The following is a 16316-nucleotide window of genomic DNA, read 5'->3' on the forward strand; positions in this document are numbered from 1 at the left end:
ATCCATTCCGGGTATGGTTGAGGAGTCAACCTTTCCGTTCCAAGAGGGGATACGAAATGAGCAGCATCAGCATCATCGGCCTGGGCAACATGGCCAGCGCCTTAGCCGACCGGGCGCTGGCAGGCGGCAACACAGTCGAGATCATCGGCCGCGACCCGGCCAAAGCCAACGAATTGGCCGCCGCGCTCGACGGCGCCATTGTCGGTGCGGCCGGCGATGCCCCGGCGGGGGACATCGTCATCATCGCCGTGCCGTATGCCAGCGCGGCGGTCGTGGTCAGCAGGTACGGGGACGCACTGAAGGGCAAGGTGATCGTCGACATCACCAACCCTGTCGCCCCCGATGCCAAGGGCTTCGTCACCCCCGACGGCAGTTCCGGGGCGCAGGAGATCGCCAAGGCTGCCTCATCCGGCGCGCATGTCGTGAAGGCGTTCAACACGCTGTTCGCCGATGTTCTGGCGGCCGGCTCAGCCGAGGGTCGCCCGTTGGACGTGTTCATTGCCGGCGACGACGAGGAGGCGAAGTCACAGGTCTCGGCGTTCATCGAGAGCCTGGGACTGCACCCGCTGGACGTCGGTGACCTGCCGATGGCGCGCGCACTGGAGAACGTGGCCCTGCTGGAGATCAGCCTCGTCGCGCACTCTGTCAAGCACACCAACTTCGCCCTGAGCGTCAGCATCCTCAGCTGAGCGCCCCTACCCTCAAAAGGACAGTCACATGCGCGTTTTCGTCACTGGCGGGACCGGCCATTCCGGTTCGTACATCATCCCCGAGCTCATCGCCACCGGGCACGAGGTCACCGGCCTTGCCCGGTCGGAGTCGGCCGCCGCGGCCCTGTCCGCGCAAGGCGCGACGGTGCGTCGCGGCGACCTCGAAGATCTAGACGGGCTGAAGGAGGCGGCTGCGAACGCCGACGGCGTCATCCACGTCGCGCACAGGCAAGACCTGCTTCCCTCCGGCGGCATGGACGCCGTGGCCGCCGCGGAGCTGCCGATCATGCTTGCCTACGGCGAGGCACTGGAAGGGACCGGAAAGCCGCTGGTTGCAGCTGGCAGTATCGGCTCGCCTGGAAGCCTGGGCCGACCGGCCACCGAAGAAGACCCGGCCCTTCCCGGCGGGGAGGAGCACAAGGGCACGCTGCGTGTTCGTAACGTCGTGGAACGGGCTGTAGTTGGCCTCGCCGAGCGGGGAGTGCGGTCTTCGATCGTGCGGCTTCCGCTGATCGCGCACAGCACGACCGATAGTGCCGGCTTCCTTCCAGGGCTCATCGCGCTCGCGCAGGAGAAGGGCTTCGTCGGCTACCCCGGAGACGGCATGAATGCGTGGAACGCCGTACACATCCGCGATGTCGCATCCGTGTTCCGCCTGGCGTTGGAGAAGGGGCCGGCCGGTAGATATTGGCACGCGGTTCAGGATGGGGGCATCCCGTTCCGCGAAATCGCGGAAGCCATCGGCGTCCGTCTCGGCCTGCCCGCCGTCAGCATTCCCGCGGACGTGCTGATGCTGCCGGGATACTTCGGAATGTTCACGAATCTGGTCACCATGGACCTCCCGGCGTCCAACCTCATCACGCGCCAGGGCCTGGGGTGGGAACCAACTCAACCCAAACTGCTCGCCGATTTGGACAACGGCCACTACTTCTCTGGAGTAAGCGCGTGACCACTTTCGCCCCGCACCGCGACACCTTGGAGTCCTTCGTCGACTGCATTAACGGCGGCGCAGACAAAGGCACCCTTACCCGTTTGCTCGCCGAGGACGTGGTGCTGTTCAGCCCGTTCGGCGATGAGCCAGTCACCGGCCGCGAGGTAGCCGTGGACACCATAAAGACCGTCAACGGACTGTCGTCCGACGACACCTATATGGAGGTCCTTAGCGGCGAAACCCACCACGCCGCACACTTTCGGCTGCAAGTCGGAGACGCCGCAGTCAACGGCATATTCTTCGTCCTGCTCGACGCGGACGGCAAGATCGCAGAGGTGAGCATCTTCTACCGCACACTGCCGGCCGGCGTCGCGCTGCAGCGCAATCTTGCGGACGTGATCGGCATGCAGGCCTGGGAATTACGCACGAACGGGGAGTGACAAGGAGGACGTGCGTAACGCCCGGGCACTCGGTGCATTCATCGAATTCCGCCGGCGTCGAGATCTTTCCCTCCTACCCCCGTCGTGCGCCGGGGGAGTGATGCCCACTTCTGCAGTGCCGGCGATCCACGAAAGTTGTTTTATGCCAGCCAGATGGCGCCGCTAGGCTCGGCTGTTTTGCAGACAGCCTGAGCTGATCGTTGGATCAAACCAGCCGCCGCGTAATCCCGAAATCGGGGTGGTGACGTAGCCTGGGGCGCACTTTGAGGAGCCTTGTCATCATCTCGCACCCCATCACCATCGAATTGTTTCGCGGGCTCGCAGATCTCGAAGACACGGGCCGCGGCTGGCTATCGGAAGGCGTTGGCCGAAATGGCGGGGCTAACTACAACTTCTCGCTCGGCGTCAACTTCGGCTGAGCTCGCCACCGGATCCGGCGCGCGGCCTCGTCCCAGACGACAGGCTCGCGCCTGTGGCGGACGGTGCCGCTGCGACGGGGATGGCGTTGTCGACGAGGACGGCTGCGATGGCGGCGGCGGTGGCGAAGGTTTCGGCGTTGAGGACTCGGTTGCGGGCCGAGGCGCCATCCAGGAGCAGCGCCAGTTGTTCGCCGAGTTGTTCGGGGTTGGCGGCGCCGGCCTCGCGGGCGGTTTCGGTGAGCCGCGAGGCAAAGGCCGTCTTGTAGTCGCGGGCGTGCACGCGTGCGGGGTGGCTCGGGTCGTGGATTTCGACGGCCGCCGCGATGAACGGGCAAAGCGGCGCGTGGATGTCGAAGGCGGCCAGGAGCCGTTCGCGAGGTGTGAGGTCGGTGCGGTCGAACACTTCGGGCAGGATGTCGGGATCGAATCGGCGTAGGTGTTCGGCGATCAGCTCGTCCTTGCCGGTGAAGTGCTGGTAGAACGTGCGCTTGGACACCTGCGCCACCGCGCAGAGCTGGTCCATGCCGGTGTTGTTGATGCCTTGATCGCGGAACAGCTGCTGCGACGCGCCGAGGATGCGCTCTCGTGCGCCCCTGCCGCGGCGCAGGCCTCGCGGCCCTTTCTCTAGCTCCGTCATACCGCCAGCCTAACCCAGTTGGGTACTGACCGGTGTGCATAGCTTGAGTTCCGCGCAACCGTGCGATACGTTAAGTACGCAGAACGGTGTACATAAGATCGGCACTACCGAATGAATGGAGTCATCATGGGAAAACTCGATGGCAAGGTTGCGGTAATCACCGGCGCGACAAGCGGTATGGCGCTGGCCGGTGCCAAGTTGTTCGTTGACGAGGGGGCCCACGTCTTCATCTCGGGCCGACGAAAGGACGAGCTGGACCAGGCCGTCGAACTGATCGGTCGGAACGTGACCGGCGTGCAGGGCGACTCGGCCAACCTCGACGATCTGGACCGGTTGTTCAACACGGTCCAGCAGGAAAAGGGTGCCATCGACGTGTTGTGGGCAAGTGCCGGGACTGGCGCGCAGGCCAAGCTCGGCGAGATTACCGAGGAGGACTTCGATGCCGCCTTCGGGCTGAACGCGCGCGGCACGCTGTTCACGGTCCAGAAGGCGCTGCCGTTGTTCAACGATGGCGGCTCGATCTTCATGACCGGGTCGAACGCGTCGCTGCGGGGCTACCCGAATTGGAGTGTGTACGCGGGAAGTAAGGCCGTGCTGGCCGCCTATGCACGGGTGTGGGTGTCGGAGTTGAGGGATAGGAAGATCCGGGTGAACGTGCTGACCCCCGGCCAGGTCGCCTCGCCGATGTTGGCGGAGGTGATGGACGAGCAGATGAAGGCGCAGTTCGAATCGGTGATCCCGCGGCGAGAGATGGGCCGCCCCGAGGAGATCGCTTCGACCGCGTTGTTCCTCGCCTCCGACGACTCGAGCTATGTCAATGGCATGGAGCTGGTGGTCGACGGCGGCACCACAGTGATCTAGTGAGCGACAACGGCTGTCTGCCGACAACGACGTCGTCGCGCCCCCGGCCGTGGCCACCAGTGCAGAGGGGTACCGGCCTTCCGATTTCCGGTAATCCGTTGTGGTCGTCCGGTATTCGGGTCATCGATTAGCCGCGCCGTTTCGACCACCGCCCCGGGCCTGGCGACCTCGCGAGTCCGGCTCCGCAGTGAGGTTGCCGCGACCCGCGGTCACTCAGCTCAAGGCCCATGCAACCACTGACTATGGCGCTAGCGGGAATCGACGAAATTGATTCCTAGTTGGCGCGTTCGTCTCACCCTTCACGGTCTGGGCACACCGACGCGAACGGGCAGCCCTGCCGATCAGGTCTCACACGCCACAAGCGAGAACACAACAGGGAGTAGCCATGACCACCTTCGCCCCGCACCGCGACACCGTGAGATTCTTCGTCGACTGCATGCACGGCGGCGCAGACAAAGACGCTCTTTCCAGCATCCTCGCCGAGGACGTGGTGATGTACGGCCCGCTCAGCGACGAGCCAGTCACCGGCCGCGAGGCAGTCCTGGAAGCGATGCGAGAGGTCGGCGCGGCGGCCGACCTCACTTACAAAGAGGTCCTCAGCGGCGAGACGCACCACGCCGCGTACTTCCGGCTGCAGATCGAAGACACCGTGGTCAACGGGATGGACAAATTCCTGCTCGACGAGGACGGCAAGATCGCCGAGGTGACCATATGGTGGCGCCCGCTGCCTGCCGGCGTCGATATGCAGGGCCACCTTGCGGATGCACTCGGCACGCAGCCCTGGGAACTGCGCACGAACGAGGAGTAACGACGAACGCCGTGCCCTCGAAGGCAGACCTTGAGGCGTACTGGAATCTGAGTGCCACGGTCGCGGCGACATTGATGGGCTGAGCCGAGCAGCGCTATTATCTGCGTATGAATGCAGATACGGGTGCTTGTACCCGGCGGCTGCCCGATGATCAAGTCGATCTGGTTGTCGAGGTGTTTCGGATGCTGGCCGATGCGACCCGCGTCCAGGTGCTGTGGGCATTGACGAGTCGGGAGCTGTCGGTAAATGACCTGGCCGCGCATATCGGCAAACCCGCGCCGTCGGTGTCGCAACATCTCGCGAAGCTGCGAATGGCCCGATTGGTCCGCACCCGCCGCGAGGGCACGACCATCTACTACAGCCTCGATAACGAGCACATCGGGCAACTGGTCACCGATGCGGTCTTCAATGCCGAGCACGCCGGCCCGGGTGTGCCGGGTCATCACCGCAACGCCGCCGAACTCGCGGCGCTGCACCCCGACACGATGAACGGCGAGGGGCGCCAGTCATGACCCACGAGGCCCGGGTGGCCGCCGCAGGCCATGGACACGACCACGACGGTGGCCATGCTGATGGCCACTCACACGCTCACCGCGGTGGTCTGAGCGGAGTGGTCAAGGAGATCTTCGCGCCGCACTCCCACGACAGTGCCGACAGCGTGGACAGCGCCTTGGAGTCGTCGGCAGCCGGCATCCGCGCCGTCAAGATCAGCCTGGTGGTGCTCGGCGCCACCGCCGTCGCTCAGATCATCGTCGTCGTGATCTCGGGGTCGGTGGCGCTGGCCGCCGACACCATTCACAACTTCTCCGACGCACTCACAGCAGTGCCGCTGTGGATCGCATTTGCCTTGGGCACGAGGGCCGCGACCCGTCGATACACCTACGGGTTCGGCCGCGCCGAAGACCTCGCCGGACTCTTCGTCGTTGCGATGATCGCTCTGTCCGCGATCGTCGCGGGCTATGAAGCCGTGATGCGGCTGATCCATCCGCAGCCGATAGAGCACCTCGGGTGGGTGGCCGTGGCAGGGCTCGTCGGCTTCATCGGCAACGAATGGGTCGCGCTCTACCGGATTCGCGTCGGGCGTCGCATCGGCTCGGCCGCCCTGGTCGCCGACGGCCTGCACGCGCGTACCGATGGGTTCACGTCCCTGGCCGTGCTTCTGAGCGCCGGAGGTGTTGCCCTGGGGTTCCCTCTGGCCGACCCCATCATCGGCTTGCTGATCACCGTGGCGATCCTCGCGGTGCTGCGTACCGCGGTGCGTGATGTGTTCCGCCGCTTGCTCGATGGTGTGGACCCGCGACTGATCGAGATCGCCGAGGAAACGCTGGCCGCCCGCCCCGGTGTCCGGTCAGTCCGCAGTGTGCGGATGCGCTGGATCGGCCACCGGCTGCACGCCGATGTCGAGCTGGACGTGGACCCCGAGGTCAACCTGGCAGAGGCGCATCGCATCGCTCACGATGCCGAGCACGAGCTGACCCACGCGGTCCCCAAGCTGGCCACTGCCCTGATCCACGCGTACCCGGCGCACCACGGCTCACCTGTTAACTGACAGACACTGATCGACAGGACCGCAGGGCGCGCCGCCGCCGACAGGGCGAAATGGCCGCGCTTCTTCGATACGGTCGAGTTCCGCTGGTGTACTGACGGAGGAGACCCATGCCCGGTATCGCAGAACTCGCCATGGCCGGCGCCCCAATCGCCGGTGGAGCCCTGCTCGGCATCGCCGCGGGGAACCTACGTCCACCGGACGTGCGCGGCATGATCAAGAAGGACATGGATCTGCTGGAGAGTCTGCCGCCGGAACAGGTGGAACGACGTGCGGAACTCCAGCGCGTGATCGACCTGCGCGTCGACGACATCATCGCGAGTGTCGACAAGAGCCGGTCGATTCGCGAGGTCGCGATGTCCTATCAGGGCAACTGGCGCGACATCGTGGTGTTCATATGCGGCATCCTGTTCACGATCGTGTGGTGGAACGTTCCGCACAGCCGCTCCAACTGGCTGCTGATGTTCATCGTGATGATCATCGCGTCGGTCCTGGCCGGGCTGTACGCCAGTCGGGGAATTGCGCGGGCGCTACGGTCGCTCAAAAGCCAGCGCGACGATCAGTAGTGGTAGGTGTCCGAGGGGGCGGGCACGTGATCGGGGTCGTCGCCGAACTCGGACTCGTGAATGCCGTATGCGGTGGCCAGATCCAGGATCTTGTTGGCGCGGGCGATCCGCGGCAGGTCCGACCCGTTGCGGATCTCGCCGCCGTCGCGCTGGAACTCGGCGAAGAACTCCTTGGCCCAGGTGATCTCATCCTGTGAGGGGGAGAGGCCCTCGTTGACGGTGGAGCACTGGTCGGGTGTAAGGCAGATCTTGCCTGTCATGCCGAACTCGGCGGACACCGCGGTGGCCTCGCTGAGCTTGAGCGCGCTGGACCCGACCGTCGGCCCGTCGATGGCGCTGGGCAGATGCGCGGCCTTGGCGGCGATGGTGAACCGTGACCGTGCGTAAGCCAGGGTCGCGGGGTTGTCGCCGAACCCGGTGTCGCGGCGGAAGTCGCCGATGCCGAACGCCAGCCGGAAGGTGCCCTTCGCCGCCGCGATCTCGGTGATGCGCTCGAGGCCGCGAGCCGTCTCGACGAGCGCGACGATCAGCACGCCCGGCAGCCGCTTGGCGGTCTCGGTGACGTGGTCGACGGACTCGACCATCGCCAGCATGACGCCCCCGACCGAGGTGCCGGCTAGCATCGCCAGGTCGTCGGCCCACCAGGGCGTGCCGAAACCGTTGACGCGGACCCAGTCGGAGTTGCCGTCGCTCAACCAGCGCGTGACGTTGTCGCGGGCGGCAGTCTTGTCCTTGGGGGCGACGGCATCCTCAATGTCGAGCACGACGATGTCGGCACGGGAGTGCGCGGCCGGAGCGAACCGGTCGTACTGTGTGCCGTTGACCAGCAGCCAGCTGCGGGCCAACACCGGGTCGATGCGAGAACCGGGTTCGCCGGGCTCGGGCTGGGTGAAGTTCTGGTCGTACACCCGTCAATGGTTGCGTACCGCACTCCGGCGAGGCAAAGCGGTGGGTCCGATGCCGTCTCGCAGGGTGGTCCACCGCGCCGCGGCTAGCGCAGGTTCGCGCCGAACACGCTCTCCATCGCCTGCCAGTGCCGCTCGGCGGCGGCCTCGTCGTAAGGGCCGTTGTCCGGTACGGCGAAGCCGTGTCCCGCGTCGTAGATCTCGATGGTGTGCTCGACGTCCGCCGCGGTCAACGCCTTGTCCAACGTCTCGGCCTGCTCGGGGGTGAACGACGCGTCATCCTTGGCGCCGCCGACGTAGACCGTCGCACGGATGACGTCGGCGAGCAGGTGCGGGCTGCCGGCGTCGTCGGAGGCCAGGCCGCCGCCGTGGAACGACATTGCGGCGGCCACCCGCTCGGGCACCCGGCCCGCCACCACGAGAGACGTGCGCCCGCCCATGCAGTAACCGGTTGTGCCGAACGCGCTGCCGCTGACATCGGGTCGGCCCTGCAGGTAGTCGAAGAACGCCGCCGCGTCCGCGGCCATGATCTCGGGTGTGACCTTGGAGATCATTCCGAACAGGCGTTTGCGCTCATCGGCGTCGCCGAACACCGTCGTCATCTCGAACGGCGCCCAGCCCGGGTCGCGGTAGTAGACGTCGGGCACCAGCACCACGTAGCCAAGGTCGGCGAGTCGCTGCGCCATCTCGGTGAATGTCTGGCGTGCCCCACCGGCGTCGGGGTACATCACCACGCCCGGCCACGGGCCGTCGCCCTCGGGGGTGGCCACCGTGACGGGGCAGGATCCATCGGTTGTCGTGATGGTGTCGGTCATCGTCGGCATGGCATCCGTTCTACTCCCATGCCCTGAGGCGGTGGTGGACGGTGTCGGACGACACTCCGGCCCAAGCCCCTCGCCGAACGTGAAGAAATGAGCGAGATCCAGTCGGGATCTCGCACATTTCTTCACGTTCGGCGAGGGGTTAGGTGTCGGGCGCGCTGCGTCAGTGCTTCGACGTAAGCTGATCCGGTGCCCATCCTCACGCCCTACGAGGACCTGTTACGGCTGGTACTCGAGACCGGGACGCCGAAGGCGGATCGCACCGGCACCGGCACCCGCAGTCTGTTCGGTCACCAGATCCGCTACGACCTCGCCGCCGGCTTCCCGTTGCTCACCACCAAGAAGGTGCACACCAAGTCGGTGGTCTATGAACTGCTGTGGTTCCTGCGCGGTGACTCCAACATCGCCTGGCTGCATGAGCACGGCGTCACTATCTGGGACGAATGGGCCAGTGCGACAGGAGATCTCGGCCCCGTCTACGGCGTGCAGTGGCGATCCTGGCCGACGCCTTCGGGGGAGCACATCGATCAGATCAGCGCATCGCTGGAGCTGCTGCGGCGCGATCCCGATTCGCGGCGCAACATCGTCTCGGCGTGGAACGTCGGCGAGATCTCGCAGATGGCGCTGCCACCGTGCCATGCGTTGTTCCAGTTCTACGTCGCCGACGGCAAGCTCTCCTGCCAGCTGTATCAGCGCAGCGCCGACCTCTTCCTCGGCGTGCCCTTCAACATCGCCAGCTATGCGCTGCTGACCCACATGATGGCTGCGCAGGCGGGCCTGGAGGTCGGCGAGTTCGTCTGGACCGGCGGCGACTGCCACATCTATGACAACCACGTGGAACAGGTCACGCTCCAGCTCAGTCGGGATCCGCGTCCATACCCGGAACTTGTTCTCGCACCGCGTGATTCGATCTTCGACTACGTCTACGAGGACGTGGCGATCGTCAACTACGACCCGCATCCGGGAATCAAGGCTCCGGTGGCGGTGTGAGCCTTGGACTGATCTGGGCGCAGTCCACCTCCGGCATCATCGGTCGCGACAACGGCATCCCCTGGCGGCTGCCCGAGGATCAGGCGCGCTTCAAGGAACTCACTCATGCCCACACCGTCGTCATGGGTCGGCTGACGTGGGAGTCACTGCCGGCGAGGGTGCGGCCCCTGCCGGGGCGCAGAAATGTCGTAGTGACTCGGCAAGCTGACTACGTGGCCGATGGAGCGACGGTGGTAGCCGACCTTGACGACGCACTGACCGATGAGCAGACGTGGGTGATAGGTGGCGCACAGATCTATGCGCTGGCCCTGCCCCTGGCGACGCGATGCGATGTCACCGAGGTGGACGCGGACCTCCCACGCGAGGACGGTGACGCCATGGCTCCGGTCCTCGACGAGCAATGGGTCGGCACCCAGGGCGACTGGCTGACCAGCGCGTCGGGGATTCGATACCGGTTCTGCAGCTACTCGCGCCGGTGAGGCTGTCGGCCGACGCGGCGCGCCGCACCGCTATCGCTGCCCAGGGTTTCGGCGATGCCAAGCCCGCTGGGGCGATCACGCGAGCCCATCTGCGCAGGCTCGTCTCGCGCATCCAGGTGCTCCAGCTCGACTCGGTGTCGGTGGCGGTGCGCGCCCACTACGCGCCGGTGTTCAGCAGGCTCGGACCCTATGACCGCGACGTTCTCGACCGGGCGGCGTGGAGCCACAGCGCGCGCTCACCGAGGCTGCTCGTCGAGTACTGGGCCCACGAGGCGGCGCTGATGTCGGTGGACGACTGGCCGCTGCTGCGGTGGCGCATGCGGGAGTACGAGCACGGCCGGTGGGGCACCGAGATCGTCAAGAAGAACGCGAGACTGGCCGAGAACATCGTCACCGCCGTCGCCGAACTCGGCCCCGCGACCGCGGGTCAGATCGAGGCACACCTCGAGACCGAGCCGCGCGGAAGGAAGGGTCCTTGGTGGGATCGCAGCGACACCAAGTGGGTGGCTGAGGCGCTGTGGTCATCGGGCGTGCTGACCACGGCGACGCGGGTGGGTTTCGCCCGCCACTACGACCTCACCGAACGTGTCCTGCCCGCCGAGGTGGTGAACCGCGAGGTCGACGACCGCGAGGCGGTCCGCGAGCTCGCGCTGAGGGCGGCGACCGCACTGGGGGTGGCCACCGAAGCCGATATCCGCGACTACTTCCGCCTGGCGGCCAAGCAGGTCAAACCCGCGATCGCGGCTCTGGTGGCGGCGGGCGAACTTGAGCCCGTCGAGGTTGACGGGTGGGGTGCTCAGGCCTACCTGCGCGCCGGTCAGTCCGTCGCGCGGCGGGACCGTGGCACCGCGCTGCTGTGCCCGTTCGACCCACTGATCTTCTTCCGACCGCGGGTCGAGCGGCTGTTCGACTTCCACTACCGCATCGAGATCTACACACCCGCCGCGAAGCGACGGTTCGGCTACTACGTGTGGCCGTTCCTGCTCGACGGTCGGCTGGTCGGGCGCGTCGACCTCAAGACCGAGCGCATCCGCGGCGCGCTGCACGTCGTGGGGGCCTTCACCGAACCGGGTCAGGACAGCGCTCACGTGGCGGGGGCATTGGCCGCTGAACTGCGCTCGATGGCGTCGTGGCTGGGCTGCGACGACGTCACGGTGGGCGAGCGCGGCGACCTGGCGGCCGCGCTGCGCGCGGCGCTGCGGCTCGGTATGGTGCCAGTCTCGTGAGGCTCACTGCGGCGATGGGGTGGTGGCGGCAGACGGATCAGTTCGACTGGTTCAGCATCTACCTGCACGACCGCGGGCTGCAGTTGCAGTGGCGGCTGGCCACATTCGCATTCACGGCGATGCTCGGCGCGGTGCCGCTGTTGATGCTCGGCAGCCCCCTGGGGCCGGACAACTCCACCGCAAGGGGCGTCGCGATCGTCGCCGCGGTGTGTGTGTTCGGCGCCGCACTGCTGTGGTTGATCCGGTGGCCGACTCGTCGACAATCCCTGGTCTACAACGTCGTTTGTTCGGCGAGTACGGCGGCGACCTGTCTGGTGGTGTCCAGCCCCTACGCCGGTCTGATGGGATGCACGATATTCGCGGTGATCGGCGGGTTCCTCGCCTACTTCCACGTGATGGCCCACGTCATCGGAAACTTCGTCTTGGCGTCGATCTGCGCCGCGATCACCGCGAGCCGGCTGATCGTCGCCACCGGCGACACCGCGCTGACCATCGCGTCGGTCCTCACCGTGGTCGCGCTCAATTTCGGAGTGCCGTTCGGAATCCACTTGCTGGTGCACACTTTGCGTATCGACCTGCGAAACTCCGATCGCGACCCGCTCACAGGTCTGCTCAACCGGCGCTCGGTGTACAACGCGGTCCACGAGATCGCGGTGGCCCAGCAGGGCTTGGACCATGTCCGGCTCAACATCACGATGATCGACCTCGACGAGTTCAAGAAGCTCAACGACACCCGGGGGCATGCCGTCGGTGATGAGGCGCTGGCCGACGTTGGCGCCGTCCTACGGGAGAACTGCAGCGGCGATGCGGTCATGGGCCGACTCGGCGGCGAGGAGTTCGTCATCGCCGACAGTGAGCCCGCGCCCGAGCACGCCAAGACCGTCGAACGCATCCGCGCGGGGATCGCCGCCACGCCATTTCAGATCACCGCGAGCCTCGGCACGTGCAGCGTGATCGTCGAACCCGGCACCGCGATGAAGCATCCGGAGTTCGTCGACCGGCTCATCCATGTGGCGGACGCGGCGATGTACCGGTCCAAGCGGGCAGGCGGCGATCGTATCCAGTACGCGCATCTCGATCAGGTTTCCGCGGAGTGAGGCGATCACTCACGCGGCCGCGTTCGCTGCACTGATCGATCCGCCGGTCGCACCTTGGCGAAGCCGCCGCGTCAGCACCGCCGTGAGAGTCCAGTGCGCGATCCATGCCACGATCGCGAGCGCCCCGCCGATGAGCCCGACGGCGCCGGGCAGCAGCGACACGATCTGCGCCGCGGCCCAGGCGATTCCCAACCGCCACCACCACGTCACCGTCAGCCTCGGGGTGCGGCCGTCGGCACGCAGGGAGGCTGCGATGTCGGTCACGATCTCGAAGTCCTCGACGAAGTTGAACGGGATCGCACACATCAGCCAAATCGACCTCGGGCTGCGCGCGCGGGCTGACGCGGGGATCGCCCCAAGCATCCGCTGCAGGCTCATGACGAACAACGCGACCAGACCGAAGAAGACGGCGATGGCCGCAGACCCCCAGACGATCCCCAAACCGGCGAACTCGCCGAGGACGCCCGCACCCCATTGAGGCGCCCACAGGGGCTGGGTGAGGAGCGCGGTAACCGGAATTGTCAGAACGATCGTCCGACCACGCACGTCTTCCTCCTCGGCATGGATCTGTCGGTGGGTGGACCTCAAGGCTGAACGGGCGGCGCGCTCAGCTCAGCGGAATGTCGTGTTCGCCCTTGGACTCCTGGTACCGATCCGACAGCGCCTGGTAGCGCTCCCGGATGCGCTGCGCGTGCGCGCGCAACTGGCTGCGTAGCGGCTCGGGTTCGGCGTCGGCGAGCGCGGTGATCGAGTACGCCGTCCAGAACGCGTTGACTCTGCGATAGCCGCCCGGGTCGAGCCCGAACAGTTCCTTGAGGATGACCAGATCGTGCGGGATGGCGAAGGCGTCCCGAGAGTCCTCGTGGCTGTAGAAGTAGTAGAAGTTGTCGAACCCGGCCCAGGTGATGGCGGACATGCACAACGTGCACGGCTCGTGGGTGGTGACGAACAGCAGTTCCGTGGTCGGCGGCCGGTCCGGCAGTAGGTAGAACTGGTTGAGCGTGTTGACCTCTCCGTGCAGCAGCGGGTTCACGGTCTCGTCATTGGTGCCCGCGAGTACCAGCGACAGATCGGACTTGCGCAGGATCGCCGCGCCGAACACCTTGTTTCCCTCGGAGACTCCGCGCTCGGTCAGCGGCAGGATGTCCTGATCGATCACGTCGAGCAGGCGCGAGGCGATGGCCGGAGTCGCCATCGAAGAAGTCATGCGCAACCCTACCGCCGCCCGTGCGCGTACCGCGCTCGCAAAATGGCGAGCCGTAACGGGTAACCTTGACACCCGTGACCGCCAGTGGATTCGACGTCAGCGCACGTCTGGGCACCGTGCTGACTGCCATGGTGACGCCGTTCGGCCCGGACGGCTCCCTTGATCTGGCCGTGGCCAAAAAGCTCGCCACACACCTGGTTGACACCGGGTGTGACGGCCTGGTGGTCTCCGGCACCACAGGTGAGTCGCCCACCACCTCAGACGACGAGAAGATCGCCCTGCTCGGCGCGGTGTTGGAGGCCGTCGGCGACCGCGCCCGCATCATTGCCGGAGCCGGCTCCTACGACACCGCGCACAGCGTGCACCTGGCCAAGCGGTGCGAAGCCGAGGGCGCGCACGGCCTGCTCGTCGTGACGCCCTATTACTCACGGCCGCCGCAGGCGGGTCTGTTGGCGCACTTCACCGCGGTTGCCGATGCGACCGCCCTGCCCAACGTGCTCTACGACATCCCGCCGCGCTCGGCGATTCCGATCGAGTGGGACACCATTCGATCGCTGGCGGCGCACCCGAACATCGCCGCCATCAAGGACGCCAAGGGCGATCTGCACGGCAGCGCGATGATCATGGCGGAGACCGGCATCGCGTACTACTCGGGCGATGACTCGCTGAACCTTCCCTGGCTGGCGATGGGCGCTTCGGGCTTCATCAGCGTCTGGGGTCACTTCGCGGCGAGCCAGTTGCGGGACATGTACTCCGCCTTCAACTCCGGCGACATCGCCACCGCGCGCAAAATCCACGTCACCCTGGGCCCGCTCAACAACGCCCAGAACAGACTCGGTGGCGTCACGTTGAGCAAGGCGGGGCTGCGATTGCTGGGCGTCGAGGTGGGGGACCCCCGCCTGCCGCAGGTCCCGGCCACCGCGCAGCAACTCGAGGAGTTGGCCGCCGACATGCGCGCGGCCACGGTACTCACGTGAGCAGCCCCGGCGCACCGCTGATTCCGCCGAAGCCACTGGCGCCGGGTGGCCTCCGCATCACCGCGCTCGGTGGAATCGGCGAAATCGGCCGCAACATGACCGTTTTCGAACATCTCGGCAGGCTGCTCATCATCGACTGCGGGGTGTTGTTCCCCAATCACGATGAGCCCGGCGTCGACCTGATCCTGCCCGATATCCGGCACGTGGAGGACCGGCTCGACGAGATCGAGGCCGTCGTCATCACGCATGCCCACGAGGACCACATCGGGGCCATCCCACATCTGCTCAAGCTGCGGCGCGACATTCCGATCGTCGGATCCAAATTCACCCTGGCGCTCATCGCCGAGAAGTGTCGTGAGCATCGGATCAAACCGGTGATGGTCGAGGTCGCCGAGGGGCAGCGCAGCACGCACGGCGTCTTCGAGTGCCAGTACTTCGCGGTGAACCACTCGATCCCCGGCTGTCTGGCGGTCGCCCTACGCACAGGTGCCGGGACGGTCCTGGCCACCGGTGACATCAAGCTCGACCAGATGCCCCTCGACGGCAGGCCCACCGATCTGCCTGGCATGTCCCGCCTCGGCGACGACGGCGTCGACCTGTTCCTCTGCGACTCGACCAATGCCGAGCATCCGGGCGTGAGCCCGTCCGAAAGTGAGATCGGGCCCACCCTTCACCGGCTGATCCGCGGCGCCGACGGCCGGGTGATCGTGGCGTGCTTCGCGTCGAACGTCGACCGGGTGCAGCAGATCATCGACGCCGGCGTGGCATTGGGGCGGAAGGTCTCCTTCGTGGGGCGCTCGATGGTGCGCAACATGGGCATCGCGCGAGAACTCGGGTTCCTCACGGTGTCCGATGACGACGTGATCGACATCGGTGCCGCGGAGGAGATGCCGGCCGATCGGGTCGTGCTGATCACCACCGGTACCCAGGGTGAGCCGATGGCGGCCCTGTCACGCATGTCGCGCGGCGAGCACCGCAGCATCACGTTGACCGCGGGCGACCTGATCATCCTGTCGTCGTCGCTGATCCCCGGCAATGAGGAGGCCGTGTACGGGGTCATCGACTCGCTGGCCAAGATCGGCGCGCGTGTGGTCACCAATGCTCAAGCGCGCGTGCACGTCACGGGCCACGCGTATGCGGGTGAACTGATGTTCCTCTACAACGGCGTGCGGCCGAGCAGCGTCATGCCGGTGCACGGCACCTGGCGCCACCTGCGGGCCAACGCCAAGCTGGCCGTACTCAGCGGGGTGCCGGAGAAGAACGTCATGCTGGCCGAAAACGGCGTCAGCGTCGATCTGGTCAACGGTGCCGTCTCTATCGCGGGCGCGGTGCCGGTGGGCAAGATGTTCGTCGACGGTCTGGTCACCGGGGATGTCGGCGAGTCCACGCTGGGTGAACGGCTCACGCTGTCATCGGGATTCATCGCCATCACCCTCGCCCTGCGGCGGGGTACCGGCAAGCCCGCTGGCCCACCGCACCTGCACTCGCGCGGATTCTCCGAGGACCCCAAGGCGCTCGAGCCCGCAGTGCGCAAGGTGGAGGAGGCCCTCGAGGCCCTCGCAGCCGAGAAGGTCACCGACCCGACCCGCATCGCTCAGGCCGTTCGCCGCGCCGTCGGCAAGTGGGTGGGGGAGACCTATCGCCGGCAGCCGATGATCGTGCCGACGATCCTCGAGGTCGACTGACCGCCACGCCT

19 protein-coding genes are annotated in these 16316 nt (G+C 66.4%); 14 read left to right on the forward strand and 5 right to left on the reverse strand.

Annotated elements, in window-relative coordinates:
- Positions 1 to 56: 56 nt before the first annotated feature.
- The 3 genes from ACZY0X_RS22960 to ACZY0X_RS22970 are packed head-to-tail and all read left to right on the forward strand — an operon-like array spanning position 57 to position 2081.
- Positions 57 to 689 carry an NADPH-dependent F420 reductase gene (locus ACZY0X_RS22960; protein WP_463773695.1) on the forward strand — a complete coding sequence of 211 codons (633 nt, stop codon included), beginning with the start codon at positions 57 to 59 and terminating at the stop codon, positions 687 to 689.
- 28 nt (positions 690 to 717) lie between these two features.
- A complete protein-coding gene (locus tag ACZY0X_RS22965) occupies positions 718 to 1659 on the forward strand; it encodes an SDR family oxidoreductase (protein ID WP_463773697.1) in 942 nt (313 codons plus the stop codon).
- Entirely contained in the window at positions 1656 to 2081 is a 426-nt protein-coding gene (locus ACZY0X_RS22970) for a nuclear transport factor 2-like protein (RefSeq protein ID WP_463773698.1), read from the forward strand. Before ACZY0X_RS22965 ends, ACZY0X_RS22970 begins: the two co-directional genes overlap by 4 nt.
- A 405-nt stretch (positions 2082 to 2486) precedes the next feature.
- On the opposite strand, the gene ACZY0X_RS22975 is transcribed toward ACZY0X_RS22970, so the two are convergent.
- Complete coding sequence (locus tag ACZY0X_RS22975) at positions 2487 to 3137, reverse strand: TetR/AcrR family transcriptional regulator (RefSeq protein ID WP_463773699.1); 651 nt, start codon at positions 3135 to 3137, stop codon at positions 2487 to 2489.
- Between the two features lie 126 nt (positions 3138 to 3263).
- Here ACZY0X_RS22975 and ACZY0X_RS22980 point away from each other — a divergent pair, with 126 nt between their 5' ends.
- From ACZY0X_RS22980 to ACZY0X_RS23000, 5 genes are all read left to right on the forward strand, one after another.
- Positions 3264 to 3998 (forward strand): SDR family NAD(P)-dependent oxidoreductase, encoded by a 735-nt coding sequence (locus ACZY0X_RS22980; RefSeq protein WP_463773701.1) that lies wholly within the window; start codon positions 3264 to 3266, stop codon positions 3996 to 3998.
- Between the two features lie 385 nt (positions 3999 to 4383).
- Positions 4384 to 4806 carry a nuclear transport factor 2 family protein gene (locus ACZY0X_RS22985; RefSeq protein WP_463773704.1) on the forward strand — a complete coding sequence of 141 codons (423 nt, stop codon included), beginning with the start codon at positions 4384 to 4386 and terminating at the stop codon, positions 4804 to 4806.
- A gap of 107 nt (positions 4807 to 4913) precedes the next feature.
- Positions 4914 to 5318 (forward strand): ArsR/SmtB family transcription factor, encoded by a 405-nt coding sequence (locus ACZY0X_RS22990; protein WP_463773706.1) that lies wholly within the window; start codon positions 4914 to 4916, stop codon positions 5316 to 5318.
- Positions 5315 to 6355: a cation diffusion facilitator family transporter gene (locus ACZY0X_RS22995; protein ID WP_463773708.1), complete on the forward strand. Its 1041-nt coding sequence runs from the start codon at positions 5315 to 5317 to the stop codon at positions 6353 to 6355. The genes ACZY0X_RS22990 and ACZY0X_RS22995 overlap by 4 nt, the downstream gene beginning before the upstream one ends.
- A gap of 107 nt (positions 6356 to 6462) precedes the next feature.
- Positions 6463 to 6918 carry a hypothetical protein gene (locus tag ACZY0X_RS23000; protein ID WP_463773709.1) on the forward strand — a complete coding sequence of 152 codons (456 nt, stop codon included), beginning with the start codon at positions 6463 to 6465 and terminating at the stop codon, positions 6916 to 6918.
- Here the strand turns inward: ACZY0X_RS23000 and ACZY0X_RS23005 are convergent.
- A complete protein-coding gene (locus tag ACZY0X_RS23005; RefSeq protein WP_463773711.1) occupies positions 6912 to 7826 on the reverse strand; it encodes an HpcH/HpaI aldolase/citrate lyase family protein in 915 nt (304 codons plus the stop codon). The two genes, ACZY0X_RS23000 and ACZY0X_RS23005, sit on opposite strands and share 7 nt — an antisense overlap.
- An 83-nt stretch (positions 7827 to 7909) precedes the next feature.
- Positions 7910 to 8647: a dienelactone hydrolase family protein gene (locus tag ACZY0X_RS23010; protein ID WP_463773712.1), complete on the reverse strand. Its 738-nt coding sequence runs from the start codon at positions 8645 to 8647 to the stop codon at positions 7910 to 7912.
- A 186-nt stretch (positions 8648 to 8833) separates the two neighbouring features.
- Here ACZY0X_RS23010 and ACZY0X_RS23015 point away from each other — a divergent pair, with 186 nt between their 5' ends.
- The 4 genes from ACZY0X_RS23015 to ACZY0X_RS23030 are packed head-to-tail and all read left to right on the forward strand — an operon-like array spanning position 8834 to position 12436.
- Positions 8834 to 9634, forward strand: a complete 801-nt coding sequence (locus tag ACZY0X_RS23015; protein WP_463773713.1) for a thymidylate synthase — start codon at positions 8834 to 8836, stop codon at positions 9632 to 9634.
- Positions 9631 to 10113, forward strand: a complete 483-nt coding sequence (locus ACZY0X_RS23020; RefSeq protein ID WP_463773715.1) for a dihydrofolate reductase — start codon at positions 9631 to 9633, stop codon at positions 10111 to 10113. The genes ACZY0X_RS23015 and ACZY0X_RS23020 overlap by 4 nt, the downstream gene beginning before the upstream one ends.
- A complete protein-coding gene (locus tag ACZY0X_RS23025) occupies positions 10110 to 11339 on the forward strand; it encodes a winged helix-turn-helix domain-containing protein (RefSeq protein WP_463773716.1) in 1230 nt (409 codons plus the stop codon). Before ACZY0X_RS23020 ends, ACZY0X_RS23025 begins: the two co-directional genes overlap by 4 nt.
- Positions 11336 to 12436 (forward strand): GGDEF domain-containing protein, encoded by a 1101-nt coding sequence (locus tag ACZY0X_RS23030; protein WP_463773717.1) that lies wholly within the window; start codon positions 11336 to 11338, stop codon positions 12434 to 12436. Before ACZY0X_RS23025 ends, ACZY0X_RS23030 begins: the two co-directional genes overlap by 4 nt.
- 9 nt (positions 12437 to 12445) lie before the next feature.
- On the opposite strand, the gene ACZY0X_RS23035 is transcribed toward ACZY0X_RS23030, so the two are convergent.
- Together ACZY0X_RS23035 and ACZY0X_RS23040 are read right to left on the reverse strand one after the other, a co-directional pair.
- Positions 12446 to 12982 (reverse strand): hypothetical protein, encoded by a 537-nt coding sequence (locus tag ACZY0X_RS23035; RefSeq protein WP_463773719.1) that lies wholly within the window; start codon positions 12980 to 12982, stop codon positions 12446 to 12448.
- Between the two features lie 61 nt (positions 12983 to 13043).
- Positions 13044 to 13643 carry a nucleoside deaminase gene (locus tag ACZY0X_RS23040; RefSeq protein ID WP_463773720.1) on the reverse strand — a complete coding sequence of 200 codons (600 nt, stop codon included), beginning with the start codon at positions 13641 to 13643 and terminating at the stop codon, positions 13044 to 13046.
- A gap of 74 nt (positions 13644 to 13717) precedes the next feature.
- Here ACZY0X_RS23040 and dapA point away from each other — a divergent pair, with 74 nt between their 5' ends.
- Both dapA and ACZY0X_RS23050 read left to right on the forward strand, forming a co-directional pair.
- On the forward strand, positions 13718 to 14620 hold the full coding sequence (gene dapA / locus ACZY0X_RS23045; protein WP_463773721.1) for a 4-hydroxy-tetrahydrodipicolinate synthase: 903 nt from the start codon (positions 13718 to 13720) through the stop codon (positions 14618 to 14620).
- Positions 14621 to 14637: 17 nt separating this feature from the next.
- On the forward strand, positions 14638 to 16305 hold the full coding sequence (locus ACZY0X_RS23050; protein ID WP_463774097.1) for a ribonuclease J: 1668 nt from the start codon (positions 14638 to 14640) through the stop codon (positions 16303 to 16305).
- The last annotated feature ends 11 nt before the right edge of the window (positions 16306 to 16316 follow it).

The organism is Mycobacterium sp. IDUB_39, assembly GCF_055419205.1.